21 protein-coding genes and 1 pseudogene are annotated in these 25,661 nt (G+C 59.4%); 14 read left to right on the top strand and 8 right to left on the bottom strand.

The annotated features are described in order from the left end of the window. The first annotated feature begins 187 nt into the window (after positions 1 to 187). Positions 188 to 481: a hypothetical protein gene (locus AC5QAB_RS07925; protein ID WP_495233317.1), complete on the top strand. Its 294-nt coding sequence runs from the start codon at positions 188 to 190 to the stop codon at positions 479 to 481. 16 nt (positions 482 to 497) lie between these two features. On the opposite strand, the gene AC5QAB_RS07920 is transcribed toward AC5QAB_RS07925, so the two are convergent. After that, positions 498 to 983 (bottom strand): TspO/MBR family protein, encoded by a 486-nt coding sequence (locus AC5QAB_RS07920; RefSeq protein WP_049439841.1) that lies wholly within the window; start codon positions 981 to 983, stop codon positions 498 to 500. Positions 984 to 1,054: 71 nt separating this feature from the next. Further along, positions 1,055 to 3,250: an AsmA family protein gene (locus AC5QAB_RS07915; RefSeq protein ID WP_495233316.1), complete on the bottom strand. Its 2,196-nt coding sequence runs from the start codon at positions 3,248 to 3,250 to the stop codon at positions 1,055 to 1,057. 133 nt (positions 3,251 to 3,383) lie between these two features. Between AC5QAB_RS07915 and AC5QAB_RS07910 the strand changes: the two genes are divergently transcribed. Beyond that, complete coding sequence (locus AC5QAB_RS07910; RefSeq protein WP_164109231.1) at positions 3,384 to 3,863, top strand: GNAT family N-acetyltransferase; 480 nt, start codon at positions 3,384 to 3,386, stop codon at positions 3,861 to 3,863. A gap of 22 nt (positions 3,864 to 3,885) precedes the next feature. Here AC5QAB_RS07910 and AC5QAB_RS07905 read toward each other — a convergent pair whose 3' ends face one another. Then, positions 3,886 to 5,004, bottom strand: a complete 1,119-nt coding sequence (locus tag AC5QAB_RS07905; RefSeq protein ID WP_495233315.1) for an ATP-binding protein — start codon at positions 5,002 to 5,004, stop codon at positions 3,886 to 3,888. Positions 5,005 to 5,479: 475 nt separating this feature from the next. On the opposite strand from AC5QAB_RS07905, the gene AC5QAB_RS07900 reads away from it, so the two are divergent. Beyond that, positions 5,480 to 5,935: a hypothetical protein gene (locus AC5QAB_RS07900; RefSeq protein ID WP_495233314.1), complete on the top strand. Its 456-nt coding sequence runs from the start codon at positions 5,480 to 5,482 to the stop codon at positions 5,933 to 5,935. A gap of 333 nt (positions 5,936 to 6,268) precedes the next feature. Then, positions 6,269 to 6,478 (top strand): annotated as a pseudogene (locus tag AC5QAB_RS07895) (response regulator); the annotation flags it as partial. A gap of 294 nt (positions 6,479 to 6,772) precedes the next feature. On the opposite strand, the gene AC5QAB_RS07890 reads toward AC5QAB_RS07895, so the two are convergent. Continuing rightward, positions 6,773 to 7,654, bottom strand: a complete 882-nt coding sequence (locus AC5QAB_RS07890; protein ID WP_495233313.1) for a LysR family transcriptional regulator — start codon at positions 7,652 to 7,654, stop codon at positions 6,773 to 6,775. A gap of 185 nt (positions 7,655 to 7,839) precedes the next feature. On the opposite strand from AC5QAB_RS07890, the gene AC5QAB_RS07885 reads away from it, so the two are divergent. Genes AC5QAB_RS07885 through AC5QAB_RS07875 form a run of 3 tightly spaced genes read left to right on the top strand, consistent with a single transcriptional unit; the run spans position 7,840 to position 11,228 of the window. Beyond that, complete coding sequence (locus AC5QAB_RS07885; protein WP_495233312.1) at positions 7,840 to 9,162, top strand: amidohydrolase family protein; 1,323 nt, start codon at positions 7,840 to 7,842, stop codon at positions 9,160 to 9,162. Positions 9,163 to 9,210: 48 nt separating this feature from the next. Next, positions 9,211 to 10,407: an arabinose transporter gene (locus AC5QAB_RS07880; protein ID WP_495233311.1), complete on the top strand. Its 1,197-nt coding sequence runs from the start codon at positions 9,211 to 9,213 to the stop codon at positions 10,405 to 10,407. 50 nt (positions 10,408 to 10,457) lie between these two features. Then, a complete protein-coding gene (locus tag AC5QAB_RS07875) occupies positions 10,458 to 11,228 on the top strand; it encodes an SDR family NAD(P)-dependent oxidoreductase (protein WP_495233310.1) in 771 nt (256 codons plus the stop codon). 286 nt (positions 11,229 to 11,514) lie between these two features. On the opposite strand, the gene AC5QAB_RS07870 is transcribed toward AC5QAB_RS07875, so the two are convergent. Further along, the gene (locus AC5QAB_RS07870; RefSeq protein WP_495233309.1) at positions 11,515 to 12,222 is read right to left on the bottom strand and encodes a glutathione S-transferase family protein; all 708 of its coding nucleotides are present in this window, start codon (positions 12,220 to 12,222) and stop codon (positions 11,515 to 11,517) included. Positions 12,223 to 12,321: 99 nt separating this feature from the next. Between AC5QAB_RS07870 and AC5QAB_RS07865 the strand changes: the two genes are divergently transcribed. Beyond that, complete coding sequence (locus AC5QAB_RS07865) at positions 12,322 to 13,197, top strand: LysR substrate-binding domain-containing protein (RefSeq protein WP_495233308.1); 876 nt, start codon at positions 12,322 to 12,324, stop codon at positions 13,195 to 13,197. A 287-nt stretch (positions 13,198 to 13,484) separates the two neighbouring features. On the opposite strand, the gene AC5QAB_RS07860 is transcribed toward AC5QAB_RS07865, so the two are convergent. Continuing rightward, on the bottom strand, positions 13,485 to 14,318 hold the full coding sequence (locus tag AC5QAB_RS07860; protein ID WP_495233307.1) for an SDR family oxidoreductase: 834 nt from the start codon (positions 14,316 to 14,318) through the stop codon (positions 13,485 to 13,487). 101 nt (positions 14,319 to 14,419) lie between these two features. Between AC5QAB_RS07860 and AC5QAB_RS07855 the strand changes: the two genes are divergently transcribed. From AC5QAB_RS07855 to cydB, 3 genes are all read left to right on the top strand, one after another. Next, positions 14,420 to 15,352 (top strand): LysR substrate-binding domain-containing protein, encoded by a 933-nt coding sequence (locus AC5QAB_RS07855; protein ID WP_495233306.1) that lies wholly within the window; start codon positions 14,420 to 14,422, stop codon positions 15,350 to 15,352. A gap of 959 nt (positions 15,353 to 16,311) precedes the next feature. Beyond that, a complete protein-coding gene (locus tag AC5QAB_RS07850; protein ID WP_495233305.1) occupies positions 16,312 to 17,700 on the top strand; it encodes a cytochrome ubiquinol oxidase subunit I in 1,389 nt (462 codons plus the stop codon). Positions 17,701 to 17,711: 11 nt separating this feature from the next. Continuing rightward, positions 17,712 to 18,725, top strand: a complete 1,014-nt coding sequence (gene cydB / locus AC5QAB_RS07845; RefSeq protein ID WP_495233304.1) for a cytochrome d ubiquinol oxidase subunit II — start codon at positions 17,712 to 17,714, stop codon at positions 18,723 to 18,725. A 187-nt stretch (positions 18,726 to 18,912) separates the two neighbouring features. Here the strand turns inward: cydB and AC5QAB_RS07840 are convergent, their stop codons facing one another. Further along, the gene (locus tag AC5QAB_RS07840; RefSeq protein WP_495233303.1) at positions 18,913 to 19,647 is read right to left on the bottom strand and encodes an OmpW/AlkL family protein; all 735 of its coding nucleotides are present in this window, start codon (positions 19,645 to 19,647) and stop codon (positions 18,913 to 18,915) included. Positions 19,648 to 20,093: 446 nt separating this feature from the next. Between AC5QAB_RS07840 and AC5QAB_RS07835 the strand changes: the two genes are divergently transcribed. The 3 genes from AC5QAB_RS07835 to AC5QAB_RS07825 all read left to right on the top strand — a co-directional run bounded on the left by AC5QAB_RS07835 (position 20,094) and on the right by AC5QAB_RS07825 (position 23,594). Continuing rightward, positions 20,094 to 21,020 (top strand): hypothetical protein, encoded by a 927-nt coding sequence (locus AC5QAB_RS07835; protein WP_495233302.1) that lies wholly within the window; start codon positions 20,094 to 20,096, stop codon positions 21,018 to 21,020. A 61-nt stretch (positions 21,021 to 21,081) separates the two neighbouring features. Next, entirely contained in the window at positions 21,082 to 22,023 is a 942-nt protein-coding gene (locus AC5QAB_RS07830) for a 3-hydroxyacyl-CoA dehydrogenase NAD-binding domain-containing protein (protein ID WP_495233301.1), read from the top strand. A gap of 47 nt (positions 22,024 to 22,070) precedes the next feature. Next, a complete protein-coding gene (locus AC5QAB_RS07825) occupies positions 22,071 to 23,594 on the top strand; it encodes a CoA transferase (protein ID WP_495233300.1) in 1,524 nt (507 codons plus the stop codon). Between the two features lie 148 nt (positions 23,595 to 23,742). Here AC5QAB_RS07825 and AC5QAB_RS07820 read toward each other — a convergent pair whose 3' ends face one another. Continuing rightward, the gene (locus tag AC5QAB_RS07820; RefSeq protein WP_495233299.1) at positions 23,743 to 25,581 is read right to left on the bottom strand and encodes an esterase/lipase family protein; all 1,839 of its coding nucleotides are present in this window, start codon (positions 25,579 to 25,581) and stop codon (positions 23,743 to 23,745) included. Positions 25,582 to 25,661: the final 80 nt, after the last annotated feature.

Below are 25,661 nucleotides of genomic sequence, written 5' to 3'. Positions count from 1 at the left end.
AAGAGCGTGTCCGCCTACCTCCCTGTGCATGTGGCGTGTCCTCCATCTGAAACTGAATTCTTCATACAAGCAGCGATGCGCATGCGGCAGGCGTCTCTGCCGGCTTCGCGGCCAGTGCATCTGCGCTGCACGCCGGCTCGACAGCGGCTGCCCTAGGGTGGCTCGACTTCCGTCGGATACCACGCCCGTGAACCTGCAGACCCTGCCTTCTACGCCGTACCGCATGCTGGCTGACAGTTGCCATTTCGAACTGCTGGATGTGGATGCCCTGCAGGACCCCGCCAGTGGCCGGTTGCTGCACCTGTATTCGCTGGTGGCCCGTTGCCTGTCCTGCGAGACGGTGTTCAAGGCCGAAGAAGGACAAGGCCTGGTCAGCCATTCGTCGGCGCGTGTGGTGCGTTGCCCCACCGGCTGCGGGCAGCAGGCGTTCAAGCCGGCACTGTTGAGGAACTGGCGCCCACAGGTCGTGGCCCAGGCGTAAGCGATGCGGCGCGCTATCACAGCAGCCCGGGGTTGGCACGCCAGACTGCGAAGTTGAGCGCCGAGGCGAAGCAAATCCAGGCCAGATAGGGCAGCAGCAGTACGGCTGCCATCGTGCGGACGCGCACGAACGCGAGCATCGTCGCGCACACCAGCGCCACCAGCACCAGGATGTCGGCGAAGGCGAGGGCGCCCAGCTTCCAGCCGAAGAACAGCCAGCTCCACAGTGCATTGATGGCCAGCTGCACCAGATAGAGCCACAGCGCAGGCCGCGCGCCGCGCCAGCCGCGCTCCCGCCAGACCAGCCACGCCGCAATCGCCATCATGGCGTACAGCAGGGTCCATGCCGGGCCAAACACACCGGCAGGCGGCGCCCATGCAGGCAGGACGAGGGTGGCATAGAAGCTGGCGGCGGACGTCGAGGCCCACGCGCCCAGTGCGGCGGCGGCGAAGGTGATCGCCACCCATCCCAGAAGGCCATAGGCCTGTGTGCGCTTGTTCATTGCGTGCAACTCGTCAATTGGGGCGTCGGTGTATACGCACCGGGGCCGGCAATGGATGCAGCCGCTTGCCTTCAGTGCGACGAGCCTGCAGCTCCCGTGCCCTGGCCCGCTGGCAGCAGCGAAGGCCGCTGGTCAAACCACTCGCGTGCCTTGACCAGATGCCATTGGCGCTGGTCGCCGTCCAGCTCGATGCCCGCACCCAGCAGCCCCCACCGTAGATAGAGATCACCGCGCTTGCGCTGTTCCAGCAGATCCAGCCGCGCGCGTACCGACAGGCGGTCGTTCTCGGCCTGCAGGCCATCGATGACCAGATGGCCAGGGCGCCAGCGCAGCGTCGCCTGCGCCTGTACCTGTCCGGAATCCAGCAGGGACAAGGTCCAGCGTGGGTAGTCGGTGCGCTCTGCGAACAGCGCCAGCAACGGTCGCGCATCGCTGAGATCGAGGTCCGTGGTGGCATCCACTTGGAACGGCGACTGCGCATCGATGCGCCCACGCCTGAAGGCCGCGCGGCCTTTCCATGCCGTCGAGCCCTGCGTGCCCGCCACCTGCACGTTGCGCAGCTCGACCGTGGTGCCGGACAGATCGAAATGACGCTGGTTGAAGTCTCCCCGGCGCAGTGTTGCGTTCACGTCGATATCGCCGCCCATGTCCAGCCCTGCCACCTTTGCACTGGCGTTGCGCCCCAACAGCCGGGCCGTGCCATGGCCGACGCGCCCGTCGGTATCGAGGGTCGCATCACCACTCACGGTGCCGGTGCCACGGAGTAGTCGCACCTGGGGCGAACCCAGGTAGCGGTTGTAGGCGGTCAGATCAGGGATGGTGGCTTCACTGAAGCGCAGCTGCGCGCGGACGCCTTTGCGCAGTTCCTGCAGGCGGCCATCGCCGGTCAGGTCCAGGGCCAGATCCCGGCCGTCGAACAGGCGTACGTCCTTGGCATCGCCTGGCCGCGCGGTGAAGCGGGGCAACCGGACGGCCAGCCGCGCCTGGCTGGGCGTGCCGGCCTTCAGTTCGCCGTGGGCACTGGCCGTGCCCGCCAAGCGCACACCCGCCACCTCGGCCACGGCTTCGGCTGCAGGAATGTCCACGGTGCTGCCTTCGGTCAGCTCGCCGTTGCGAAGGCGCAGGTCCGCCTTCAGCGTGCCGCCGCCATCCAGCTGCAGCCACGGCTTGCGCACGAACAGGGCAGGGATCCAGTTGAGCGAGGTGAACGTCCATTCGCCGCGCACTGTGCCAGAACTGCGTTCCAGCAGCTGTGCGGGCTGTTGGAAGGGAATGTCCCGGCCACTGATATGCAGATCGGCATCCACCTCGCTGCCTGAACCGGACTTTGGCGGCAAGCGGGCCTGCAGGCGCACGTCCCTGGCCACATTGAGTTGCAGCGCCAGCATGCCGCGATCGGGGGCGCCGTCGCCCAGGTAGAGCGGCACCTGCCACAGCGCGTGGTCGCCGGGCTGCAGTTGGCCATCGATCAGGTGGAGTGCGGCCTGCAGCCGTCCGGGCACTGGTGCGCTGGAGATCTTCGGCGTTGTGGCATTGGTGTCCATGCGCAGGCCCTGGCTGCGGGCATCGACCTCGAGCTGGGCATGCAGCAGCTTCAACTTGGCCAGGCCGGGCGCTTGGTCCCGATAATGGCGCGGATAGCTGAAGCGCGCGGTGAGATCCATGTCGCCCAACAGCTGCACGCCGTCAAAACTGGTGTCCGCATCGCTGAATGCAACCTCGGATTCGAACAGTTCCGACGGCCCGCCGCGCAGCTGCTTGAGGAAGCCCACCGTGCCCTGGCCCTGGCCGATGATCAGCAGCTTGCCGAAACGTGCGCTGCGGATACTGTCGCTGTGGATGGCATCGAAGCGCAGGGTCCAGCCGCGGTCGCTGCGCGGCGGTGGCGGGATGGCCTCTTCCACGCGGCTGATCTCGGCCGAAACCCCTGTGGCCTGCAGCCGGGGCACCCGCACCTCGCGCTGGAACAGGGGCAGCACCGCCAGACGAGCGCTGGCGCGGTCGGCGTGCAGCACGTAGACCGTGTGGTTCACATGGCCGCGCATGTGTACATTCCAGGCGATCACGTGGCCTGGCAGCACGGTAATGGCCGGCCCAGTAGTCATCACGAACTTGTGCGGCTTGCGGTTGGTGACCTGGTCAAACAGCGGTGTGTTGAGGAAGATGTTGCCGGCCAGCAGGTACAGCAGGTAGATGCCCAGCAGGACGCAGGCAGGAACACGCCACCGTCGAAGCCGGTGCGGGATGTGCGCGGAAACAGGGGGCATCTACTGCTCTGAAGGCCGGAATATCTGCAACTATTGCCGAGCCGATGGCGGTGGCGCGTGAAGCAGCTACGGAGCAGGCGTTGGATTCTGGTAGTGTCCGGCCTGGTCACCACCACAGATCTGCAGGAGTCGCATGGATATCCGGCCCGCACGTGCAGGCGATTTCGACGTGATGTGGGGCATGTTCGAGCAAGCCATTGCGACGCAGGATGCGCTGCCCTTTGCTGGCTCTTTCGCCGTCGAGACGTTTCGCGCGCATTGGTTCCAGGCCCAGGCACCTCATGTAGCTGTGCTGGAGGGCCGGGTTGTGGGCATGTACAAGATGGGCCCGAATTTCCCTGACCTTGGGGCGCATGTGGCCAGCGCCACGTATGTGGTCGACGCCGCGACACAGGGGCGGGGCGTGGGCCGAGCCCTGGTGGAACACAGCCTGGAGCTGGCGAGGGCGGAAGGGTTCCTGGCCATGCAGTTCAATTACGTGGTCAGCACCAACGGCCCGGCGGTGGCGCTGTACCGGAAGCTGGGGTTTGCGGTGGTTGGAACGCTGCCAGAGGCCTTCCGGCATGGCAGGCGCGGGTTGGTCGATGTCTTCGTAATGCACAGGTTCCTGTAGTGCCGTCGCCAGGTCGGCCGCATCAATCAGCATTCTTCGGGAGTGTGATGACGAATGAGGTGCGGCCATCACGCCATCGTCCACGAACAGTGCCGCGGTGCGCGTGGCAGATTTCCCGCACCAGGAACAGGCCGAGGCCAAGGCTCGCGTGTTCTCCCTGTGACGCGTTGTGCGAGCCTCGGCGCAAGGGATCGAACAGGCTGTTGAACGCTTCGTCCGACAGTTCGGCCCCCGCGTTGCTCACCGTGATCAGGGTCTGGTCGGCGAGGCTCTCAAGGCTGATCCGCACATCGGTGCCGTGTTCGCCGTACTTTGCGGCGTTGGTCGTGAGGTTGTGAACCGCCTCGCGCAACGAAGAGGCATCGAAGCAACCGCGGGTATCGCCTTCAACCTCATACGTGATAGGGACGTGGGGCAGGGCAGCGCGAAGCAATTCGACTTCCTCGCCAAGCGATTGGGCAAGATCGCAGTCCACCGGATGAATGGCCATCCCATCGCCCAGCTTGCTGCGGCTGTAAGCCAGCAGGTCGTCCAGCAGCTTTTTCATGCGCATGCTGCCGTTGATGATCCGCTCGGCCTGCTTGGCCAAAGCTGGGTCCTGCAGCCCACTGGCCAGGGTGTCTGCCGAGAAGATGATCGCTGCCAAGGGGCCTCGGAGATCATGCCCGAGCGCCGCGAGGAAGATCTGCCGCCAGGATTCGACCTCGGCAGAGAACTGAGCAAGGGATTCGGCCACCGCCTGGTCGATGGCCTCATTGAAACGAAGGATGTCATCGATCGATGAAGTGACCAGCTGCTGGTCGGATGCCCATCGCCGAAGTACCGAAGCCCGAAGCGCTCGATACTCAGCCACCATCTGGTTGAGGCCAAAGCCGGCGATGGCGCGGGTTCGGCCATGATAGGACGCGGCGGACTCGGGGCCGGGTTTCAACGGTGCAAGCCCGTGGGACTTTGCGAGCTGCTGGGAGTCTGTCTGCGGCGATCTGAGATCGTCTATGACCGCCTGAAGAATCTGGGGAAGATGATTCCGAAGTTGCTTTGCGCTGAACTCGACGGTATCGGGCGCCTGCGTTTCGGCGAATGCCACCGCGTCGTCGAGGATTTCCCGCGCATTCCGTTCGATAAAATCAGCCAGGCGCATCGCCAAACCCGTCCTTAAGTGGTGCGCCGAGCCTACACGAGGGCGTTTGGATACGGGGTGAGAAATGCTCGGCCTGTGGGGCGCGGTTCTGCCGGTGTTGGGGCGGCCATTTGAAGGGGGAGCCTGCAGCGCGGGTTGGGCCCGGGCGGCGGTCGCCCGGGCCAGTCTGGCTAGAACATAATATACATTATGCGAAATTGAATATCCGCCGGATCTGGGCCTTTGTCGGCTCCGCGTGGCAATTGTTCATTGCGGTCATTTTTAGCGTGCCATTGCAGACTTTTTAGCTTTTGAGGCAGACAATTTCAGTACAAGACGAACCATTGCAGATAATTTTGGTTGTTGGTTGCCGCAAGGTAGAAAGTATTGACGCGTAACCCATGAGGCTCGGGGCGTTCTCCCCACGGCTCGCCCACACTTCTTCCGGCTTGCTAGACTCGCGTCCTGTGTGGCATTCATAGTTCGAGACGGCTGAATGCACTTCGACACTCTTACGCCCGCTCAACGGATCCTCCGCGATGCGGCTGCTGCGCGCCAAGCACTTGCTGCGCAATGGCTAAGTGCCGCGCAGGTCAGTCACGGGCTTGGCTTTCATGCGCCGAACGGTAGCCGCCTTGTCAGCCAATTGCGCCGCGCTGGCAAGTTCTTGGGGGTCTACGTCACCCATCCGTCGCCCAGCTACCGCTATCCGACTTGGCAGTTCCTCCCGAGCGGCCAGCCTGTGGACCACCTAGCGGAAATTTTGGTTGTGCTGCGCGAGTTCGCTCCTTTTGAGCATGAGTCAGGCGGACTACGGCGAGGCACCTATTGGGGAGAAGTTGAGTGGTTCCTGTCGCCCCACGCGATGCTCAATGGCACAACTCCGTCCGAAATGTTGGCCACGGATCCCTGCCGTGTTCTGCGGGCCGCATGCGTGGAGTTTCAGGACTAGTCCTAAGGGTACCGCTTCGGATCGTTTAAGTGCTTTCTCTAGCTGCATTGAGAGTTCTCGGAGGCTAGAAAGTTGCCTCTGCCGGAGGCCATGCCGCGTTTGTGGTCGATCACGTACCCAGGGGGCCGCGGGCTTCAAGGCCAAGCTCGGCCCGTGGACCTTGTCCACCGTACGCCATGGCGTTCTGCGACGACAACCTGGAAGGGAGTGGTGATCGCGCCCTGCTTTGCTTCGGATTCTGAAGCGGTGGGAGCCGGCGGAGCGAGATCGCCGCGGCGGATCTACGGGGCCTGCTTCGCATTGGAGAGACGGGCTACATCTATCGGCTCGAGCACAATGATGCCTGTCAAGGATGGCCTAACCGCCATGCGTGAGATTCGGCAGGACGGGCGCTTCGGCAAGTTGCCGATCATCGCCCTCACAGCCAAGGCTATGCCCGACGACCAGAAGCAGTGTATTCAAGCTGGTGCAAACGACTACGTCGCCAAGCCACTGGACGTGGACAAGCTCGTCTCGCTGATCCGGGTCTGGATGACGGCCTGAGTTGGAGCCATCCTCTATCAACCTCCGTACCCGTTGGTGCGGACGGTTGAGGGCGATGCCGTTCAATTGGGAGCCCTGCGCGAGTTCTATCGCATACTGACCTGAGGACGATCACTGCTCATCCAGCTGCCGAGTGCATAGACCAGTGCATAGAGCAGGTTATGCGTGAGGCATTCATTCGTCTGGTGATGGACCTAACCCTGCTCGATAGCGAAAGGCCGCCAGCAGCGGAGACGTTCAGTACATGAGAGCTCATGCCTGCGCCGGTGATCGTCATTCCGGCAGATCAAGTAATCAGCCTTCATCAACAACCGCTTGGCAGATCTCTACACAAAATTCCAAGAACGCTTCAACCGCTGCTGGCGCCAGACGTCGGGAGGGCCGAACGGCGTAGAGTGGATATACCTCATCTGGCCAGTCGGGAAACAGATCTATCAGCTTTCCCTGATCAATTAGCTCCCGCACATTTAGCTCCAAGGTCTGTGCGATGCCGGCGCCGTGCAGACAGGCTTGGACCATCAGGTCGACGTCCTCGGTGGTTATATGGCCCCCAGTCTCCACGGGCAGTACCTGCCCGCCGCGGTGGAACTCCCACGCAAACGGCCGGCCGCGTTGGGGATCGATGTACTCGATGCAGTCATGGTCCTTCAGCTCCTCCGGCCGGCTTGGTCGCCCGCGACGCTCCAGATACCGGGGCGAGGCCACTGTGATCACGCGTGTCTTCAAAAGCAGGCGGGAGGTCATGGTTGATGAAGGTTGCGGTCCGAAGCGTACCGACACATCAATCCCCTCGCCTACCAGATCTCCACTGTCGGCTTGGTGCATCGTGGTCAGGCTGAGTCCCGGATAGCGCCGGCGAAGTTCGTCTAGCTTTGGGGCCAGGACATATCTGGCGAAGATCCGGTTCAGGCTGACACGCAGATTGCCGCGCACTGCGACCGCGGCGCTGGAAACATAGCTTGCCGCCTCCTCAATTCCCTCCAGATGCGGCGCAGCCCGTTCATAAAGGCTGGCCCCTTCCCCGGTCAGATGTAGAGATCGCGTCGACCGGTCCAGCAGCCGAACGCCCAAGCGCTCCTCCAGCCGGGTGATGGCTCTGCTCACCCCGGACGTGGACATGCCCAAGGCCTCCCCTGCCCTGCCGAAGCTTCCTGCCTCAACGACGGCAGCCAACACGCTTAATCCTGAAAGAAGACGACCGTCCGAGCCCACGGTTGATCCTTGCATTTAGTCAAATCTGATTTGTCGGAATCTACCTTTTTCAATACCCGGGCGCAACCTATAGTGCCCCCCGTGCCAGCCGGGCAGCCCTCAAGCCAGCCAGGCCGTCACCCCAAATCCTTCTTCCCGTGGAGCACGCCATGTCAATCAACCGCACCCTGTTCAAGGGAGGCACCGTCCTTACCCTGGATGAGCAGTCCCCCAGTCTTGTGACGGGCGATGTCCTTGTCACCGGCGATCGTATCGAGGCGATCGGCCCGTCGTTGCAGGTGGAAGATGCGCAGGTCATCGACGCCGCTGGCTACATTGTCATGCCAGGTCTGGTCGACGCCCATCACCATATGTGGCTGGGTGTCATGCGCCGCATGATGCCGAATGTGGACGACCTGTTTGCGTACATCGATTTCGTCGGTGAGACCTTGGGGTCTCACTACCGACCTGAAGATATGTACCTGAGCACGCAGCTGACGGCGGTTGCCGCTCTGGACTCGGGTATTACCACCATCGTGGATGCATGCCATAACTCGCGAAGCTCGCTGCATACCGACGCCGCACTTGCAGCGCTGGACAACAGTGGGATCCGCGCTCTGCACATGGTCGGCGCGGCGATGGACAAACAGGCATCCAGCAGCCATCTGCCCCAGGACCTGCACCGCTTGGCTGCAAAGTGGAACCACGACGACAGCATGGTGAAAGTCGGCCTCTTCGGTCAGTTGAACCTTGACTGGTGGAAGGTTGCGCGCGAGCTGGATATGCATATCCTCACTGAGTTCATCGGTGACCTCGCCAAATTGGGCCCTGAGTTTGCTGCTCCCGGAGTGCTGGGACCGCACAACATCTTCAATCACTGTACCCGCGTGCCGGAACAGACGTGGAAGCTCCTTGCCGATGCAGGCGTCAACATCACGATCAATCCCAGATCCGATGCGCTGTTTGGCTTTGATGATGACAGCTTCGCCTATCAGGTTGCCGTCAATCATGGCTTGGCACCGGCGCTTGGTGTCGATCTGGATACCGCCTTCGGGAGCGACATGTTCGGTGAGATGCATGCTCTGTTCGGCCAGCAACGAGCCGCAATGCGGTATCGGCGGTTCCGTGGTGAAGCCGATGCGCCGGCGCCCATATCGGTGGAGGCCGTCCTGCGTGCTGCGACGGTCAATGGCGCCCGTGCCGCTGGCTTGGAGGCTAAGGTTGGCACGCTCACGCCAGGCAAGCAGGCTGACATCATCATGGTGCGCACCAACGGCGTTGCCGTATTCCCGGTCAATAATGCAATCGCAACCATCGTCCAGGCGGTCGAGCGTGCAGACGTTGACACCGTGATGGTCGCCGGTACGTTGCGTAAGCGCTCAGGAAAGCTGATCGACGTGGACATCGAAAAGCTTAATGCCGAGATCATGGCCTCTCGCGACTACCTCTGCCAGGCAAGTGGCTACAACGCCGACATCTTTGCGCAGTCCTGACCCTGCCCGTCCCCCCTTCCGCGCTCTTTGAGACGCCAGGAACTGAACATGACTACTTCCTTACAAGCGCGCTCCACCACGGGTGGTGCGCCGGCAGAGCTTCTTGCGCGGCCCGCATCAGGAGTGATTGCCGCACTTTTCTGCGGCTATCTCGCCGTGGGTCTTCCGCTGCCGGTCCTGCCGCTCTTCATTCATGAGCGACTGGGCTTCAACAGCATCGTGGTGGGAGTGGTCATCGGCATCCAGTTCCTGGCGACGGTGCTCACGCGCGGCTATGCAGGCAAGCTCACCGATCAGCACGGCGGCAAGCGCTCGGCGTTGCAGGGGGCTTTGGTGTGTGCACTGGCTGGTGCAATCTACCTGATCGCGGCCACCCCCGCGCTCTCACCAGCCACCAGCCTGGCCATCATCGTGGTGGGACGGTTGGTCGCCGGGTTTGGCGAGAGCCAGTTCGTTACCGGCTGTGTTTCCTGGTCCATTGCCTCGGTGGGACCGCAGCGCGCTGGCATGTCAATGTCATGGACAGGTATTGCGATGTTCGCAGCGCTTTCCATCGGCGCGCCGCTGGGCATGCTGCTGTTCCAGAGCTACGGCTTCTGGGCGGCAATGGTGGCGTGCATTGTTGCCCCCGCCGTGGCCGGGCTGATTGGTATGTTGGCGACATCGTACACGTCACCTGGTGGAGTTCGCTTGCCCTTCCACAAGGTCATCGGACTCATCTGGCGTGACGGACTCGGTTTGATGCTCCAAGGTGTTGGCCTCTCTGGTCTGACTGCATTTGCCTCGCTCTTCTTTGCCTCGCATCACTGGGGCAACGCGGGATGGGTGATGACGTCCTTTGGTGTCGGCTTCATTCTTGTTCGACTGGTTTTTGGACACCTGCCCGATCGTATCGGCGGCTATCGCGTAGCCGTGGCATCCCTGCTTGTGGAGGCGGTCGGCCAGGCAATGCTGTGGCTTGCGCCAAATGAATGGGTTGCCCTTGGTGGCGCCCTGGTGACTGGCCTGGGATGCGCGCTGGTGTTTCCTGCCTTTGGCGTAGAAGCGCTCAAACGTGTCCCGCCTGCCAACCGGGGAAGCGCGATGGGCGCGTTCGTGGCCTTCCTGGATATTGCCTATGGAGTCTCTGGTCCGGCGGCCGGGCTCATCGCGGGCAGCTTGGGTTATGGGGCGGTGTATCTCTTCGGCGCCTGTAGTGCGCTGGCTGGCGCACTACTGGCCGCAACATCCCGCAGCGGCCCGTGACCCGGTCATTGCTGGTATCCCAATCTCCCCCTTTTTGAGGAATAACGAAAATGTCCCGAGTTTTCATCTCTGGCTCGTCCACCGGCCTTGGCCTGATGGCCGCAGAGCTCCTACAGAGCCAAGGGCACAAGGTCGTACTGCATGCACGAAACGAAGAGCGGGCCGAAGACACCCGCCAGGCACTGCCCAAGGCTGAAGCGATCGTCGTTGGTGATCTTGGCAGCATCCAGGGCTCGAAGGAGGTGGCGGCCCAAGTCAACGCGCTCGGGCACTTCGATGCCGTTATTCACAACGCTGCCGTCGGGTACCGCGAGCGCTTTCAGCTCACAGCTGATGGCTTGCCGCACGTATTTGCCATCAACACCCTGGCTCCCTACATTCTGACCGGGCTCATTTCCAAGCCGTCAAGGCTGATCTACCTCAGCTCCGGCATGCATCACCATGTCGATGCCAACCTCGGTGACATCCTGTGGCGCAGGCGGGCATGGGACGGATCAAATGCCTACGCGGAAAGCAAGCTTCACGACGCAATGCTGGCGTCGGCGATGGCAAGGCGCTGGCAGGGTGTTCTCTCCAACGCGCTTGAACCCGGCTGGGTACCCACACGCATGGGAGGCTCCGCAGCGCCCGATGACATGCAGAAGGCCCATGTTACCCAGGCCTGGCTGGCGACCAGCACCGATGAGAAGGCAAACGTCAGCGGGCGCTACTTCCGATACCTCAAGCAGATGCATCCCAATCCCCAAGCGCTGGATACGGGACTTCAGGACGAACTGATTGCAATTCTCGAGGAGATCTCAGGCGTACGGCTACCGAGCTGAGGTGGAAAGGGCCGCACTGGTGCGGCCCTTCCGCGATTGGAGAGCGATGGCGTGGTGATTGAGCCCAATGCCGGTCGACGGCTCACATAGATGCGCAGGTATGGTGGTTGATTGAATGGCGGCGAGTAAGCGCGCCGCCAATCCTGCTCACTTACCTGGCAGATCCCACCCGCATGCGAAGCGAGGCAGGACACCTCTCCGTGAGAAGCCGGCCATTGTCGGGTTGGAGCGAGCACGCCGGTCGTGGCCCGCGATGCATAGCGGGCTGCACATAAGCCAGAGCGCGCTAGCGCAACTCCTGCAGACCGTACCCAGCCGTGTCGAAGTCGACATACCCAGCGAACCGGCCTTGTCCGGTTGGCGTCTTTCCGGCTTCGACGTCGTAGCCGAACTGGGTGGCGTCCAGTTGATCCAGGCGCGCCCTCAGGGCGACGATGTTCTTGAACTCGCTCTGATCGATCGCGTTATGCAGGTCGTTCCAGCGCCCGAGTCCAGCGAAGTAGGCATCGGCAATCGTTGGACCATCGCCTACCAGCCACTCACGCTGCCCCAGCAGCTGCTCCAGTTGTTGGTGAGCCAGTCGGACTCGCTCTGCGCCCATCCTCGATAGCGCTGGCTTGTCCTCTTCGGTGGCACCGTGCATGGCGATCCATAGAGGCGCGAAGGCACCAAAGAAGGTCGTATGCAGGAAGCCGAGCACCATGTTCTGGCGATCGAGCTCAAACCCACTCTTGGCACCCATCCGCGGATCGTTGGAGGCCCTGGCCACGTGCTGCAGGATGGCCAGGCTTTGGCCCAGGAAGTGGTAGCCAACCCTCATCCCGGGCGTTTGCCCGAGTGGATTGATCAGGCGGTAACGTCGACTGCTGTCAGGGTCGCCAAGTTGAACACGGCAGAGGTGGTAGGCAAGACCCGACCACTCAAGCGCAACGATGGCCCCCAGCGAGCAGGCGCCTGGCGCGCCAAAGAAAAGTGTCCTTTGCATCGTGTTCATCTCATCAGATGGTGGAAATTCCCGCCGCTGAATTGTGGAGTTGCGGCGAGCGCAGGTGCTAGAGTCGCGGCTCGAACTTCAAGTCCACAGGCATGGACGATGCACAGTGCGAATGACCTTCTCCTCTTCGCCAGCGCCGTGGATGCTGGTGGGTTTGCAGCCGCAGGGAAAAAGCTGGGCCTGCCAAAGTCCACCCTCAGCAAGCGAGTGGCGCAGCTCGAATCGGATTTGGGCGTCAGGCTGCTCAACCGTTCTTCCCGCAGCTTTTCCCTTACCGATATCGGCAAAGACGTCTACGAGCACGCCAAGGCTGCCGCTACGCAGGTCGACCTGGCCGGCGTGGCGGTACAGCAACGTATGGCTGAGCCGACTGGCACCGTACGGATGACTGTTCCGGTCGCCATGCTTCATTTCGAACTCGCACATAGCCTTCCCCTGCTACTGGCGCGGTATCCGAAACTGCAGATCTCCGTGCATGCAACGGATCGTTTTGTCGACGTATCCAATGAGGGTTTCGACATTGCGGTTCGCAGCCATTTTGCGCCCCTGCAGGATTCCGAACTGGTGCAGCGGACCATCAGATCCGAGCCCCTGATCTTAGTGGCATCCAGCGATTACCTTGCACGTTTCGGAGAGCCCCGCAGCGCGGAGGCGTTGTCGCAGCATCACGGACTGCCTGGCGGCCTGACGTGCAGCACCTGGCACCTGAGCAATGGCGAGCGGACTGTATTGGTGGTTCCCAAAGCCAGGATCACCGTCGATGAAGCTTTCGCCCTTGTCAACGCGGCTGTAGCGGGCTTGGGGGTTACCATCCTGCCGATGAGTTACTGCAAGGGGGAACTGGCCAGCGGGCGCCTGCGCCAGGTGCTACCCAACTGGACCGCTGGCCCTTTCCACACAACGATCCTTACGTCTTCCAGAACTGGCCGACTACCGAGCGTGACCGCCGTGATGGATTTCCTCGCCACTCTATAGATGTGCGAGCCAGGCGTCGCAACGGTACGCGGCGAGAATGGAGGCACGGGCCACGTCATGCATACAGCCAGGCACTGGATGACCCAGCGACGCGGTGTGTCTGGTGAACGTTGACCAGAGCGGTGGCGAAGGCGAGGCGAAGGCGAGGCGAAGCGGTGTCGCTGGCGTGCGTGCCCTGCCTTCACCTACAGGAGCACTCGCTGCCGCGCCGGCGCCCTATCGGGCGCGGCAGCTGTGCGGGGCGGTGGAAGCAGCCGTGTTACGCAGGTCTAGTCCGGCAGATCGCTTCAGCCCTGGGGTGCGAAGATCCCCAAAGTGAAGGAGCGGTAGTTCTCTTCGGAGGTGCTGCGACGAGCGGTCAGAATCGGGGCAATGTCGTTGGTGGGCGCGTAACGCAACTGGTCGGTGCCATCGGTTGCTGCGGTGAAGATCGACGCAACAACCTTCTCGACGGCGTCCGGATCCGCGTTTTCGCCCATGCCAGCGTACATCTGCCAGACGTGGCCAAGGAAGGGCTCATACTCAGGGATAGCCCGCTGACCGGCGGTCTCACCGCCGACCCGCGCCATGAAGTTGGTCTTCATCGCCCCGCCCGGCTCCACGATCTTGACCTTGATCCCGATAGAGCGCAGCTCATAGGAGAGGCCTTCGGACCAACCTTCCAGAGCGAACTTCGAAGCGCAGTAGATGGAGGCCATCGGGAACCCGATGGTTCCGGCACCGGAGCTCACGTTGACGATCGTGCCCGCGCCCTTGGTGCGGAAGTGCGGGAGGATCTGACGGACAACATCCATTGCGCCGAACACATTGACGTCGAACTGCGCCTGGATGGCGTCGGGCGTCAGCCCCTCAAAGACGCCGAACAGGCCGTATCCCGCATTGTTCACGACCGCGTCGATGTCACCAAAACGCGCGATCCCTGCGGCGATCGCCTGCCGGATGGAGTCGCTATCCTGGACGTCCAGACGGGTCACCAGTACGTTGGGGCGATGAATGAGTTCATTGGGAGCCGCTTCTGGATTGCGCATCGTGGCAATCACGTTCCAGCCTTCGGCAGCGAAATGGACTGCAACGGATTCTCCGAACCCAGACGAAGCCCCGGTAATCAATACGGTTTTCATGTTTTATCTCACGCTGTTTGTACGGTTTCTCTACTCTATGAGAGAATTATTGTTCCGGTAAGTGGCTCAATGCCGTACACCATGATGAAGGAAACCGTACAATGGAAGACCTAGGGTTGCGTGCGCTCAAAGTCGCCAACGCCGTAGCCGTGCACGAAAGCTTCCGCGCTGCGGCGCTTGAGCTGGATATGTCGCCGTCGTCGGTCAGCCATATCATCGCTTCCTTGGAGAGCCGCCTGGGCATTCGGCTATTTCTCCGCAATACGCGCAGCGTGTCGTTGACCGAGGCTGGAGATTCGTTCTTGCGAAGGGTGCGACCGGCGCTGGATCAGATTACCCACGCGATTGAAGACGTCCACGACCTGCGCGATCGCCCTACCGGGTTGATCCGAGTCAATGCGTCGAGCTGGGGCGCCGAGCGCCTGTTGCCGATCATCGTCGGCTTCATGCGTGAGTATCCGGATGTCCGCGTGGATATGGTGACCGAGGGGCGGCTGGTTGACATCATCGCGGAAGGCTTCGACGCAGGCCTGCGCCTGTTGGACGTCGTTCCCCAGGACATGATCGCGCTGCCACTTGGGATCGACGAGGCGTTGATCATCGTGGCCTCAAGGGCATATCTGGATGAACGCGGCACGCCGGGCACCCCGGGCGACCTACTCAATCATGAGTGCATACGGGCAAGGCTTCCCAGCAACGCCATCATGCGCTGGGAGTTCCCAAAGGGAGGCGCAACTCCAGAGATTGATGTCAAAGGCCGCTTGATCCTGGGCACGACGGTACTTGCTGCCAAGGCCGCAGCAGCAGGCGCAGGTTTGGCCTACGTCGAGCAACGCGAGGCCCAGCGACATCTAGACGACGGAACTCTGGTGCAGGTCTTGCGAGAATGGACGCCGCCCTTTGAAGGCGAGGCGCTCTACTACCCGCGCATGCGACTTCCTTCTGCCGCGTTTCGGGCATTTATCGATTACGTCAAGCGCTGGAAGCAAGGAAGGGCCCAGCGACTTTTGCCAGAACCAGAGAATCCCGATTGAATCGGAAAGACGCGGCCGTCTCAGGGAGGAGCTGGTTTTGGCGCCATGTTGGCAGGTGTCTGGCGCTTTCCGGGATGCGGGTGGAGCAACGTGGATTTACAACCTCGGCAGATGAGGTCTCAGCGCCGCTGTTGTCGGGCATATTCTCTATCTTGGGCGCAGGGGCTGCGCTTGTAGAAGATCTTTTCAGGTGCCTTTCAAGGCTGAACGAATGCGGCGCATCTACTTCCAACGTCTGCGCAATGTAGTGGAACTTCTGCTGGCCTATTTGTGTACTGGCCTGCGGCCGCACCACTTCATAGGTGGCTGAACTCAGATTGCACACCACCAGGCGGCACGGCTGTCGAGAACGTCTGTGCCACCGGAGCTGTATGGCTACGTGATAGCAGCTATGCCACTTCTATCGTGATGCGGAGATCGAATGTGACGCCGCTTGCGAAACCAGTTGGGGGCTGGTTGCGAGGTCATCGCCGAAACAGCGGCAGGCGAGATTATCGCTTCGTGACTGCTCTGATAATGCAACTTGCTTAAAGTCATGAACGATAGATTGACACGCTGGATGTCTACCAGATCCGAACGCAGAGCTCGGTGCTCTGCATGTTCTCCAAAGAATGAGCAAATGGCGAACAGTCGATTCTCAACACTTGCCCCAAACGCAATCAAAGAAGACAGGAACCGCACCTTGCAGTTGATCCGAACCGTTGTTGTGCATCAACACAGTTCGAATTGTTGTTGAGCCCAAAGGTGGGCAGGCATGACTGCGAGTACCATCGACGCGCACGGGCTACCCTCACATGCAGCCATTCTAGGTTGCGACCGTCTCTCAAGTTTACGCAACCGAGCAGACCCGTCGCGACGCGTAGGATTCAGTTGGGGTAGATGGCCCGATACAGTTCGATCCCATCTATCGGACAGCTACATCTCTCGCCACGAACCACTAAGGCAACGACGAGGACGCGATGGACGCTCTACTCCTGTCCCGGATTCAATTTGGCTTCCTGATCAGCTTTCACGTTCTCTTTCCTGCTTTTACCATTGGGCTGGCCAGTTGGCTCGCTTTCGTGGAATGGCGCTGGCTTAGAACGAGCAATGCTCTGTGGCGAGACATCTACTTCTTTTGGCAAAAGATCTTCGCAGTTTCGTTTGGAATGGGTGTCGTCAGTGGCATCGTCATGGCATTTCAGTTCGGGACCAACTGGCCGCGTCTCAGTCAAGTAGCGGGAGCCGTGATAGGGCCGCTTCTTACCTACGAAGTCTTAACCGCCTTCTTTCTCGAGGCAAGCTTCCTAGGTGTCATGATGTTTGGCTGGGGGAGAGTGTCACCCCGACTGCACTTCCTTTCCACATGTATGGTGGCGCTCGGGACACTTTGCTCGACGTTCTGGATCCTCGCCTCAAACAGCTGGCTGCAAACGCCCGCTGGGCACGAAGTGGTCAATGGAATTGTGCGGCCCGCCAATTGGCTCCAGATCATCTTCAATCCCTCATTCCCTTACCGCTTAGCACACATGGCCCTGGGGTCGTTCATCACCACCTGTTTCGTTATAGGCGGGATCGGTGCCCTGTACATACGCCGGCAGCGACATATCGAAGCTGGGCACAAGATGCTCCGCTGTGCGGTGATCTTCGCGGCGGTAGCCGTGCCGCTTCAAATTTTTGTCGGCGATATGCATGGTCTGAACACACTGAAACATCAGCCGATGAAGATCGCCGCAGTAGAAGCGCACTGGAATCGAGCGAACATGGGTGAAGGCATACCCTTGGTTCTATTCGCGATTCCCAATCAAAAGGAAGAACGGAACAGGTACGAGATCGCGATTCCGCGCCTAGGAAGTCTAATACTGACTCACTCGGTCGATGGAACCTTTGAGCCGCTAACTAGCGTCCCGGCCAGCGATAGACCTCCGGTTCTCCCAGTCTTTTTTGCGTTCCGAGTAATGGTAGGACTCGGAACACTCATGCTCCTTGTCAGCTGGGCTTCTATGCTGACACTCCTGCGTGGAAGGCTTTTCGGCTCTGTAATGCTTCTTAGGGCATGGACCGTCATGGTGCCCAGCGGGTTCCTTGCTCTAGTTGCTGGGTGGTTTGTCACAGAGATGGGACGGCAACCCTGGGTGGTTTATGAGGTGCTGCGCACTGCCGACGCAATAGGCCCTCAGGCACTCTGGATGACTATCCTGTCATTGATTGTCTACGCGGGGAGCTACAGCTTCGTCTTTGGATGGGGCTCTTGGTACCTATTCAAGATTCTCCGCAGAGGGCCGGAACCGCATGAAGTTGCCCCTTCTTTGGCCGAGGGGAATCGCACGCCTGCGCGCCCCATATCCGCTGTAGATCAATCTCTCTGAGGACCGCCGTAATGGATCTGAGCACATGGTTGCCTGTAGCGTGGTTTGCCGTGATCGGCTTCGGCATCCTGATGTATGTTGTTTTAGACGGATTTGTGCTCGGCATAGGAATTCTGTCGCCGTTTGCCGCAGATGAAGATCAGCTGGATTTGATGATGAACACTGCTGCGCCGATCTGGGACGGCAACGAGACCTGGCTTGTACTCGGCGGAGCGGGATTGCTGGCTGCCTTCCCAGCTGTCTACGGCGCGCTCCTATCGGCACTGTACCTGCCCGTCCTTCTCCTGCTCGTATCACTAGTCTTTCGCGGTGTAGCTTTCGAGTTTCGCTTCAAAGCACAACGGTCAAAGCGACTTTGGGGGCTGGCATTCGGGATGGGCTCTTTGCTTGCTACGTTATCCCAAGGGCTAATACTGGGCACTCTGGTGCAAGGTATTCCAATCGTGGAGGGCACGTACTCTGGCGGCCCGTTCCTTTGGTTTAGCCCGTTTTCCATGCTGACGGGGGCTGCGTTGGTAGCAGGCTACGGACTACTAGGCGCGACCTGGTTGATTCTCAAGACTGAAGGTCGAACTCAAATTCTGGCTAGAAAGTTCACCCGTCCGCTGGTGGCGGCCGTTATTGTTGCGATGGCATTGGTCAGCAGCTGGATGCCTTTCCTGGACTCCAGGCTGATGGTCCGTTGGTTTAGTAACGGCAACTTCTGGTGGCTTTCGCCCGTCCCTATTCTGACCATATCAGTGGCAGTTGCTCTTTGGCGCTCTGGAGGGCGCTCTGATCGCGACCTTGCACCTTTCCTTCTTTCGCTGACTCTGTTCGTCCTCGGGTTCCTCGGACTCTTGCTCGGGATGTGGCCTTATCTGCTCCCTCCTTCCCTAACCATTTGGACTGCAGCGGCACCTATTGCATCACTCGGATTCGGCTTGGTGGGGCTGATCATCATGCTGCCAGTGATTCTCGGCTATACGGTATGGTCGTATCGGATCTTCAGGGGGAAGATCCGGGAAGGTTCCGGCTATCACTAGACTTTGCCATCTTCCGGGGTCGCGTCAGCATAGGGGCCCGGCGTAACAGCGCACGCTTGACCAGCACTGTTTCCGATCAAGACCTGAAGCTGAGTCAGTCGTGGCTTTCGTGAGCGCTAAGTATGGGGGACGTCCAGTTGACCTCTTAGATCAACGTCCTCAGAACTGTCGGCAAAGCCATTGGTCCCTAGAAGCGCAGCTTCAACCCGACGGAAACCAAGGTTGGATCAAGGGTGATCTTGGCCTTAACTGGGCTGTCTTCGATACTTCCCTTGGCTTTCAGATATAGCCAGAGATGTTTGTAGTCGACAAACACCGACCTTCTGTCATCCAGCCTGTACTCAAAGCCAACTTGAGCCGCGAACCCACTGTTGTCATGAACTTTCAGGTCAGCGACGGCTCCATCAAAGTTGCTAAGAATGAAGGCATGAGCGAGCCCCGCGCCAATGTATGGCTGGAAGCCGTTGAATTCAGGGAGGCGGCGAACTGCCGTAAGAAAGATGGGGCCATAACGCACAGCGCCGAGATTTCCCAGTGGAGCGACGGCCCCTCTTCCGTCGACGGCTGTTCGGGGAGGTACTCCTCCCATAACCATGAGTGAGACATTGTCCGTTAGATCGTAACCGACATCGAAAATCACGGTCACGTTTCCACGAGCACGTGCAGTAGCGCCGGGAAGCTCACTTCCGCCCAAGCTGATTCGTGCGCTGGAGTCATAAGTTACGCCGAGCACTCCGACGCGGGAGAACCACCTATCCTCTGAACGATTGAGGATTGACTGATCATCCGCTCTGGCGTCCGAACTATAGGAGACGATTCCAGCTGAAGTTGCGATGCCGATAAGTCCGCAACGGAGGATGCGGTGAACAAGCAAAGGATCCAATGAGGGGAATGTAGCAGGAGCAATTGTTATTTTCTTCATGGCCACTCCGGTTTGAGCATTCAATAATCAGCCTCTCGCTGAAACAGGCGTACACCGACTTGCGCAGAGCGGCTGCTGAGTCGTTGCCGGCAGTGCTAGCGCGCCTAGCGTAAGTTGCGAGCATCAAGAATGGGACCGTGTGAATGCACATGTAGCGCTATGAAGGTGCACAACGCAGATCGATTCTCCTCCCGATGAGCCTCTGCTGAGGCTCCGTTCCCGGCTTCTGATGCAGATGCGAAAGGTGGCAGCGGACAGCGACGACCGCTATACGAGAGCGAGTCAAAAATGCACTGTCATTCTGGATATCGTTACTTGTGCTTTTGCACAATCCCAACCCCGACTGCATTCCCTACAATCATTCGCGTGCGGCGAACTGGGCAGACCATTTCATGCATGGGTAGCCACGGCCAGCACAATCAACCCAATAGCACGAGAGCAGCGAGATGAGTGACTCTAGGTCTACACCTGCGTTAGTCAACGGCAGGCTCTTTGTCCTGCAAGCCTACCCCGCCCGGATTGCTTCTTTGGATGTCGCCACGGGTTCCGTCGAAACAGTATTGGAGATCGAATCTGGCACCCCGGATGGTGTGCAAGTTGATGTTGGAACGCGGACCTTGTTTTGGACCAACATGGGAATGATGCCTGCACAAGGTGAGGATTTCCTCCTTGCCGACGGTGCGATCGAGAGCTGCAGCTTGAATAGCGGCGAGCATCGCAAGCTGGTCGGAGGGGGCGCCATCGTGACGCCCAAGCAGCTTCAGCTCGATCCTCACGCGGGCCATCTCTATTGGTGCGACCGCGAAGGGATGGCGATCTATCGAAGCTCCCTTAGCGGTGACGAATTGACAGAGCTATTCCGTACAGGCGACTGGCCACAAGACAGCTCTGACGTACTTAGACACTGCGTAGGCATCGCCATAGATGCTGCGAACGGCCACCTGTACTGGACGCAGAAGGGCCCGCCAGACGGAGGTCAGGGCAGAATTTTCAGAATGCCGCTCGACGTCCCGCCTGGTCAATCAGCCGCCAACCGAAGTGACATTGAGCTGCTCATTGGAGATTTGCCCGAGCCAATCGATCTTGAGATCGATGAGGAGGCCCAGCAGCTCTATTGGACAGATCGCGGCCTCGACAGCGAGGGTGGAAACAGCCTGAATCGCGGTGACATCTCGGCCGATGGCCTGAAGAATCATCAGATCATTGCCCGGGGCTTGAAGGAAGGCATTGGCCTGGCTCTTGATCTTGAGAGGCGCAAAGCATTTGTTGCCGATCTTAGTGGCGCAGTCAGAGTTGTTTCGATGGATGGTGGGGAGTTCGAAACGCTCTATACGTTCCCTGGACCAGTGACAGGAATCGCATTCCCCCGGTAGTGCTAAAGCTAGATCTCGAAGGCCAATATCTGTGCAACCACGCACATATGGAGATGTAATAATGAGCAAGAATCGGAAGATTGAACGCGTTGCGATTATTGGCACCGGCGTAATCGGTGCTAGTTGGGCCGCTCTTTATTTGGCGAAAGGTCTCGACGTCGTCGCGACAGACATTGCCCCAAACGCCGAGAAGCTCCTCCGTGAGTTCGTCGACTCCGCGTGGCCGGCGCTTGAGCGTCTTGGCCTAGCGACGACTGCCGATAGGAATCGCCTGAGGTTCACGGCAGATCTTGCTGAGGCGCTTCAGGGGGCGGATCTGGTGCAGGAGAACGGACCCGAAAGACTGGACTTCAAGCAAGACCTATATGCGCAGTTGGATGAAATTCTGCCGCCCGAGGTCATTATCGCATCAAGCTCATCGACACTGCCTATGTCCGATATTCAGCAAGGTGCGAAGCGGCACCCGGAGCGCTGTGTCATTGGGCATCCATTCAATCCTCCTCATTTGATTCCGCTCGTGGAGATTGTAGGTGGCAGCAAGACTTCGGAAGACGTTATCAATCGCGCAGTCGAGTTCTACAACTCAATCGGCAAGAAGACCGTTCGTCTGAACAAGGAGCTACGCGGTCATGTTGCCAACCGTTTGCAGGCGGCGTTGGGGCGCGAAGTCTACTACCTAGTCGCGGAAGATGTTCTGAGCGCCGAGGACGTCGACACGGCATTGTCCTGGGGGCCAGGGCTGCGCTGGGGGATCATGGGAAACATGATGCTGAACCATCTGGGCGGCGGTCCGGGTGGCATTGAGCACTTCCTGCATCAGTTTGCCGGTCCGGTAACTGCTTCGTGGAAGGAACTTGGCTCTCCAGAGCTCAATGAGCAAGTGCAGAAGAAGCTCGTTGATAGTGTGAAGAAGGAAGTCGGTTCCCGCTCAATCTCAGATCTGGAAGCGGAGCGTGACGAGCTTCTTCTTGGCCTTATCCAGCTTCGTCTGGGTACTAAGTAGGTCTGACGCATGTTGACCCAGCAGTAAGTTTAAGGAGAAGAAATAGTATGAACGCGGATAACTCGAGCAGTCTCGGCGACTCTACGGCTGCACTTACCAAGGCGATCACCGACTCCATCTCTAACCCGGTCAAGCACGCCGACTTCGATTTGCACTCCGAACTGGAGGCCGTTCTTCAGGAAGTGGGCCTCTCCGCAAAAGATAGCGGTGGTTCGATCGAGTTCTACGGCAAGGATCCCATTGTCCCTAGCGCACTTCGTTTCGGCGGGATGTCGGCTATCGGATTGGCTGCCAAGGCTGTAGCCGTGGCAGCGATTTGGCGCCAGCGGACTGGCGAGTCTCAGGACATCCAAGTCGACGTACGCAAAGCTCTGAAGCGCTTCTGTGGCTTCTTTGACCTCAAGTGGGAGACCCTCAATGGTCGGGCCCCTCACTTGGTCGACCCATTGAATCCGTTCCTGGATCCCCACCTCTTCCGTGAAACGCGTGACGGGCGTCATGTGGTACCGCTGAACATTTACCCGAGGCTGGCAGCTAAGGCGCTCGGCCTCCTGCGCTGCGGAGTTAGTCCGGAAGCGGTGAGCAATGCGATTCTGCAGTGGCGAGCCGATGAACTAGAAGAAGCGGCAGCAGATCTGGGCATCGTAATGGCAAAAGTTCGGACCTTTGACGAGTTCAAGTCCGAGCCGCAGTACACCGAAGTACTCGCGAAGATGCCTCTTATCACGGTGGAGAAGATTGGTGAAAGTGACCCTGTGCCATTCTCGGAGGGTGCAAGGAATGCGCTAGACGGCATCCGAGTGCTCGGAATGGGTCACGTCATTGCCGGTGCAGCAATCGGCCGTGACCTGGCACTTCATGGCGCAGATGTCCTGAACATCTGGCGGCCGGGGGACACGGAGATTGAGGCGTTCATCCTGGATGCTCAGGTCGGTATGCGCCAAGCGGTACTCGGGGACTCCATGGAGGATAAGCATGCCTTCGATATGCTGCTCAAGGACACTGACATTTTCTTTGCAAACAAGCGCCCGGGATTCCTTGAAAGGCATGGCATGGACGCGCACTCCCTCGCGGCGAAAAAGCCGGGAATCATTCATGCCAGCGTGCTGCTGCATGGCGATCATGGTCCGTGGAAGAACCGCCCGGGCTTTGACGAGATTGGTGCTGCCGTGGCAGGTGTGTTCGCAATCGAAGGAACTCCGACCAATCCGAAATCACCCCCAATCATCCCAATTGTCGACAACATCGTGGGATGGCTCGGGACGGTGGGAATCCTGGCGGCGCTTCGCCAGCGAGCGGAAAGCGGTGGCAGTTATCGCGTCACAGTTTCTCTGACCAGGACCGTGCTTTGGCTGATGTCTTTGGGCACGTTCGACAAGGAATTCGCCAAGGCAACCGCCGGCTCTTCGGACGAACACTCCGTGGTGGATCCGGACCTGTTTACTGCTGAGACTCCCTTGGGTACGTACCAAGGAATGACAGATCAAGTTGTACTGACTAAGTCGCCGGGCGAGTTCAGAACCGTGCTCGAGCCTAAGGGTGCCAGCAAGCCCGAATGGTTGACCCTCTAGAGCTTTCTGGTCTCATACTTCACTGTAGGGTGCAGTAGGGGGTCGAGAACAGAATCTCTATCTCAAAGAAGAGCCGCACTGCAGCGGCTCTTCTCCCATCTACACTCCCAGATATAGCACTCGATGGAGAATGCTCTAGGAGGACAAATCATGGATTTCCCGATGCCGCCTCTTTCAAGATTCTACGGATCTCGATGATTGCCTCAGGAGTGTCCTGTACGCTATGCCCAGAAGTCACCACAATCTCTGACTCAGCCGCATCCAGATGCGAGCTGCGATAGGGTACGTACCCATCGGTTGAATTGGGCAAGGGCGTCAAGGGGTCCTTTCGAGCAATGATGCTGTGGAACCTTACTCGGTCATCAATTTGCAGGTGGCAGGTGGAGTTCACAAATCGAGAATGCTCTCCCAAGTCATCCACGCCAGTGTTCATTCGTTCGAGCCCTACCTGCTTCAACTCGCGCTTACTAGCTCCCGTATGGGCTACGACACCCTTGAAGTCAGTAATCGTGTCGACGGGAAGGCTAATCAATTTTGAGAGCAAACGTGGGATGTGCTTCTCGGATGCTTCGGTACCACAGTGTGGTGCGGCGAGAAATATCGCGGTGGTGACTTGTGGCAGGGACGTCCAGTTCATGTAGCGTCTTGTCATCTCTTGGCTGGCCAAGGAGCGATACTGTTCCTCGCTCAGCTTCATGTGATCAGGCAGAAATCGACGGAGCATGTCGTCGTCCGGCTTGCTCACCAGCAACCGAGAGATGACACCACCCATACTGTGTCCGATCAGTGCGGCGTCATGGCTTGCTGTCGCACTACCAGAGGGATCCCAGTAGGTGAAAGTACGCCTAATCGCTAGCTCGACTCGCTCTCGAGATATCAGAATGGGCATTCTCGTCGGATAGATGACCTGCCATACCTGCAGCCCCTCTCGCAGTCCCGAGTCGCCGAGAATTTCATTTGCTACATTTACCCAGGCCTCTTGGCTGCTTGCCAGACCATGCACGAGTATCACTACTCGTCTGTTTGGATCGAATGGCTCAAGCATGAGCACTTTGGGCGCGAAAGAGACGGAATGACCCCTGGCAAGCAATCCCGCAAGACCGACCCTGCGCAGCTTTTGCCTAGACATCCATAGTCCATACGCGGCAGAATAATTTGCTGCGAGGGGCACAGTTGTTCTGCCAAGATGGACTTCCTTGCTTTGATAGATGTCTTTGACCTCTAGGGTAGGAGAGTTGTCCTGGAGTATCTGCTCGATCGTCTCGCCATCGAATCTAATGACAATTGTCACCGATGTGTATCCAAGCTGCTCAAAGGAGGCGGGCAACGCTTCCTCCTCCTCGACCCGTCGATCCCTTAGCGCGTGCACGGATACGAACTCAGCGCCAAATCCGTCTCGCCTGTAGATGTTGCGTATGCCCTTGAACTGAAGTCCACTGGCCGTCACAAGCTCTGCTGGCCACCGATCTACGCCTGTCTCGGGAACGTCTAGAGCAATTTCAGTATCGTCGCTCAGCGCGAATCCCTTGGGAAGTCGATACTCGTGTGAGCTCATCTTCACCAAGCGTGGTACCAACTCCTCGAGCGACCGGTTGTAGAACTGCCTGACCTGCTCCTGCCGGCGCTCAAAAACCCGTTTCTCTGGCGGTCGTCTTCCGAAAAACAGATAGGCATAGGCATGCCTTGCAGAGCTAACCAAGTCCATTGAGACCGCCTTCTCGCAGGCAAGGTCAGTAGTGCTGCAGGTGCTATTGATCGCGCGATAGAGGTGTAGCTCAGAGAGTCCCGCGCTGACCTGGTCCCGATCGGAGACGCTTGCTTTCAGTAGTGCCTCACGACACTGGAATAGATTTTCATAACATTGTTTGGGAGGCCTTCCAATTGTGCTCAGAAGCGCGCGAGTGTCTGTTGTCAACCCTTCGAAGAGCACCTCTTGCGAAAGCGTGTCTTTGGAGCCAGGAGAAGAGCCGCCCTTATGAACCGACACCACGGCGCATCCTGAGAATAGGAGCGCCATGACAGGACTTGATGTACGGCGAAGCAGAGTTCTGAAGCCATTCATGCCGC

It is taken from the genome of Stenotrophomonas sp. YJH_SMC_127 (assembly GCF_059372445.1).
This window is presented reverse-complemented; position numbering and strand designations above follow the sequence as displayed.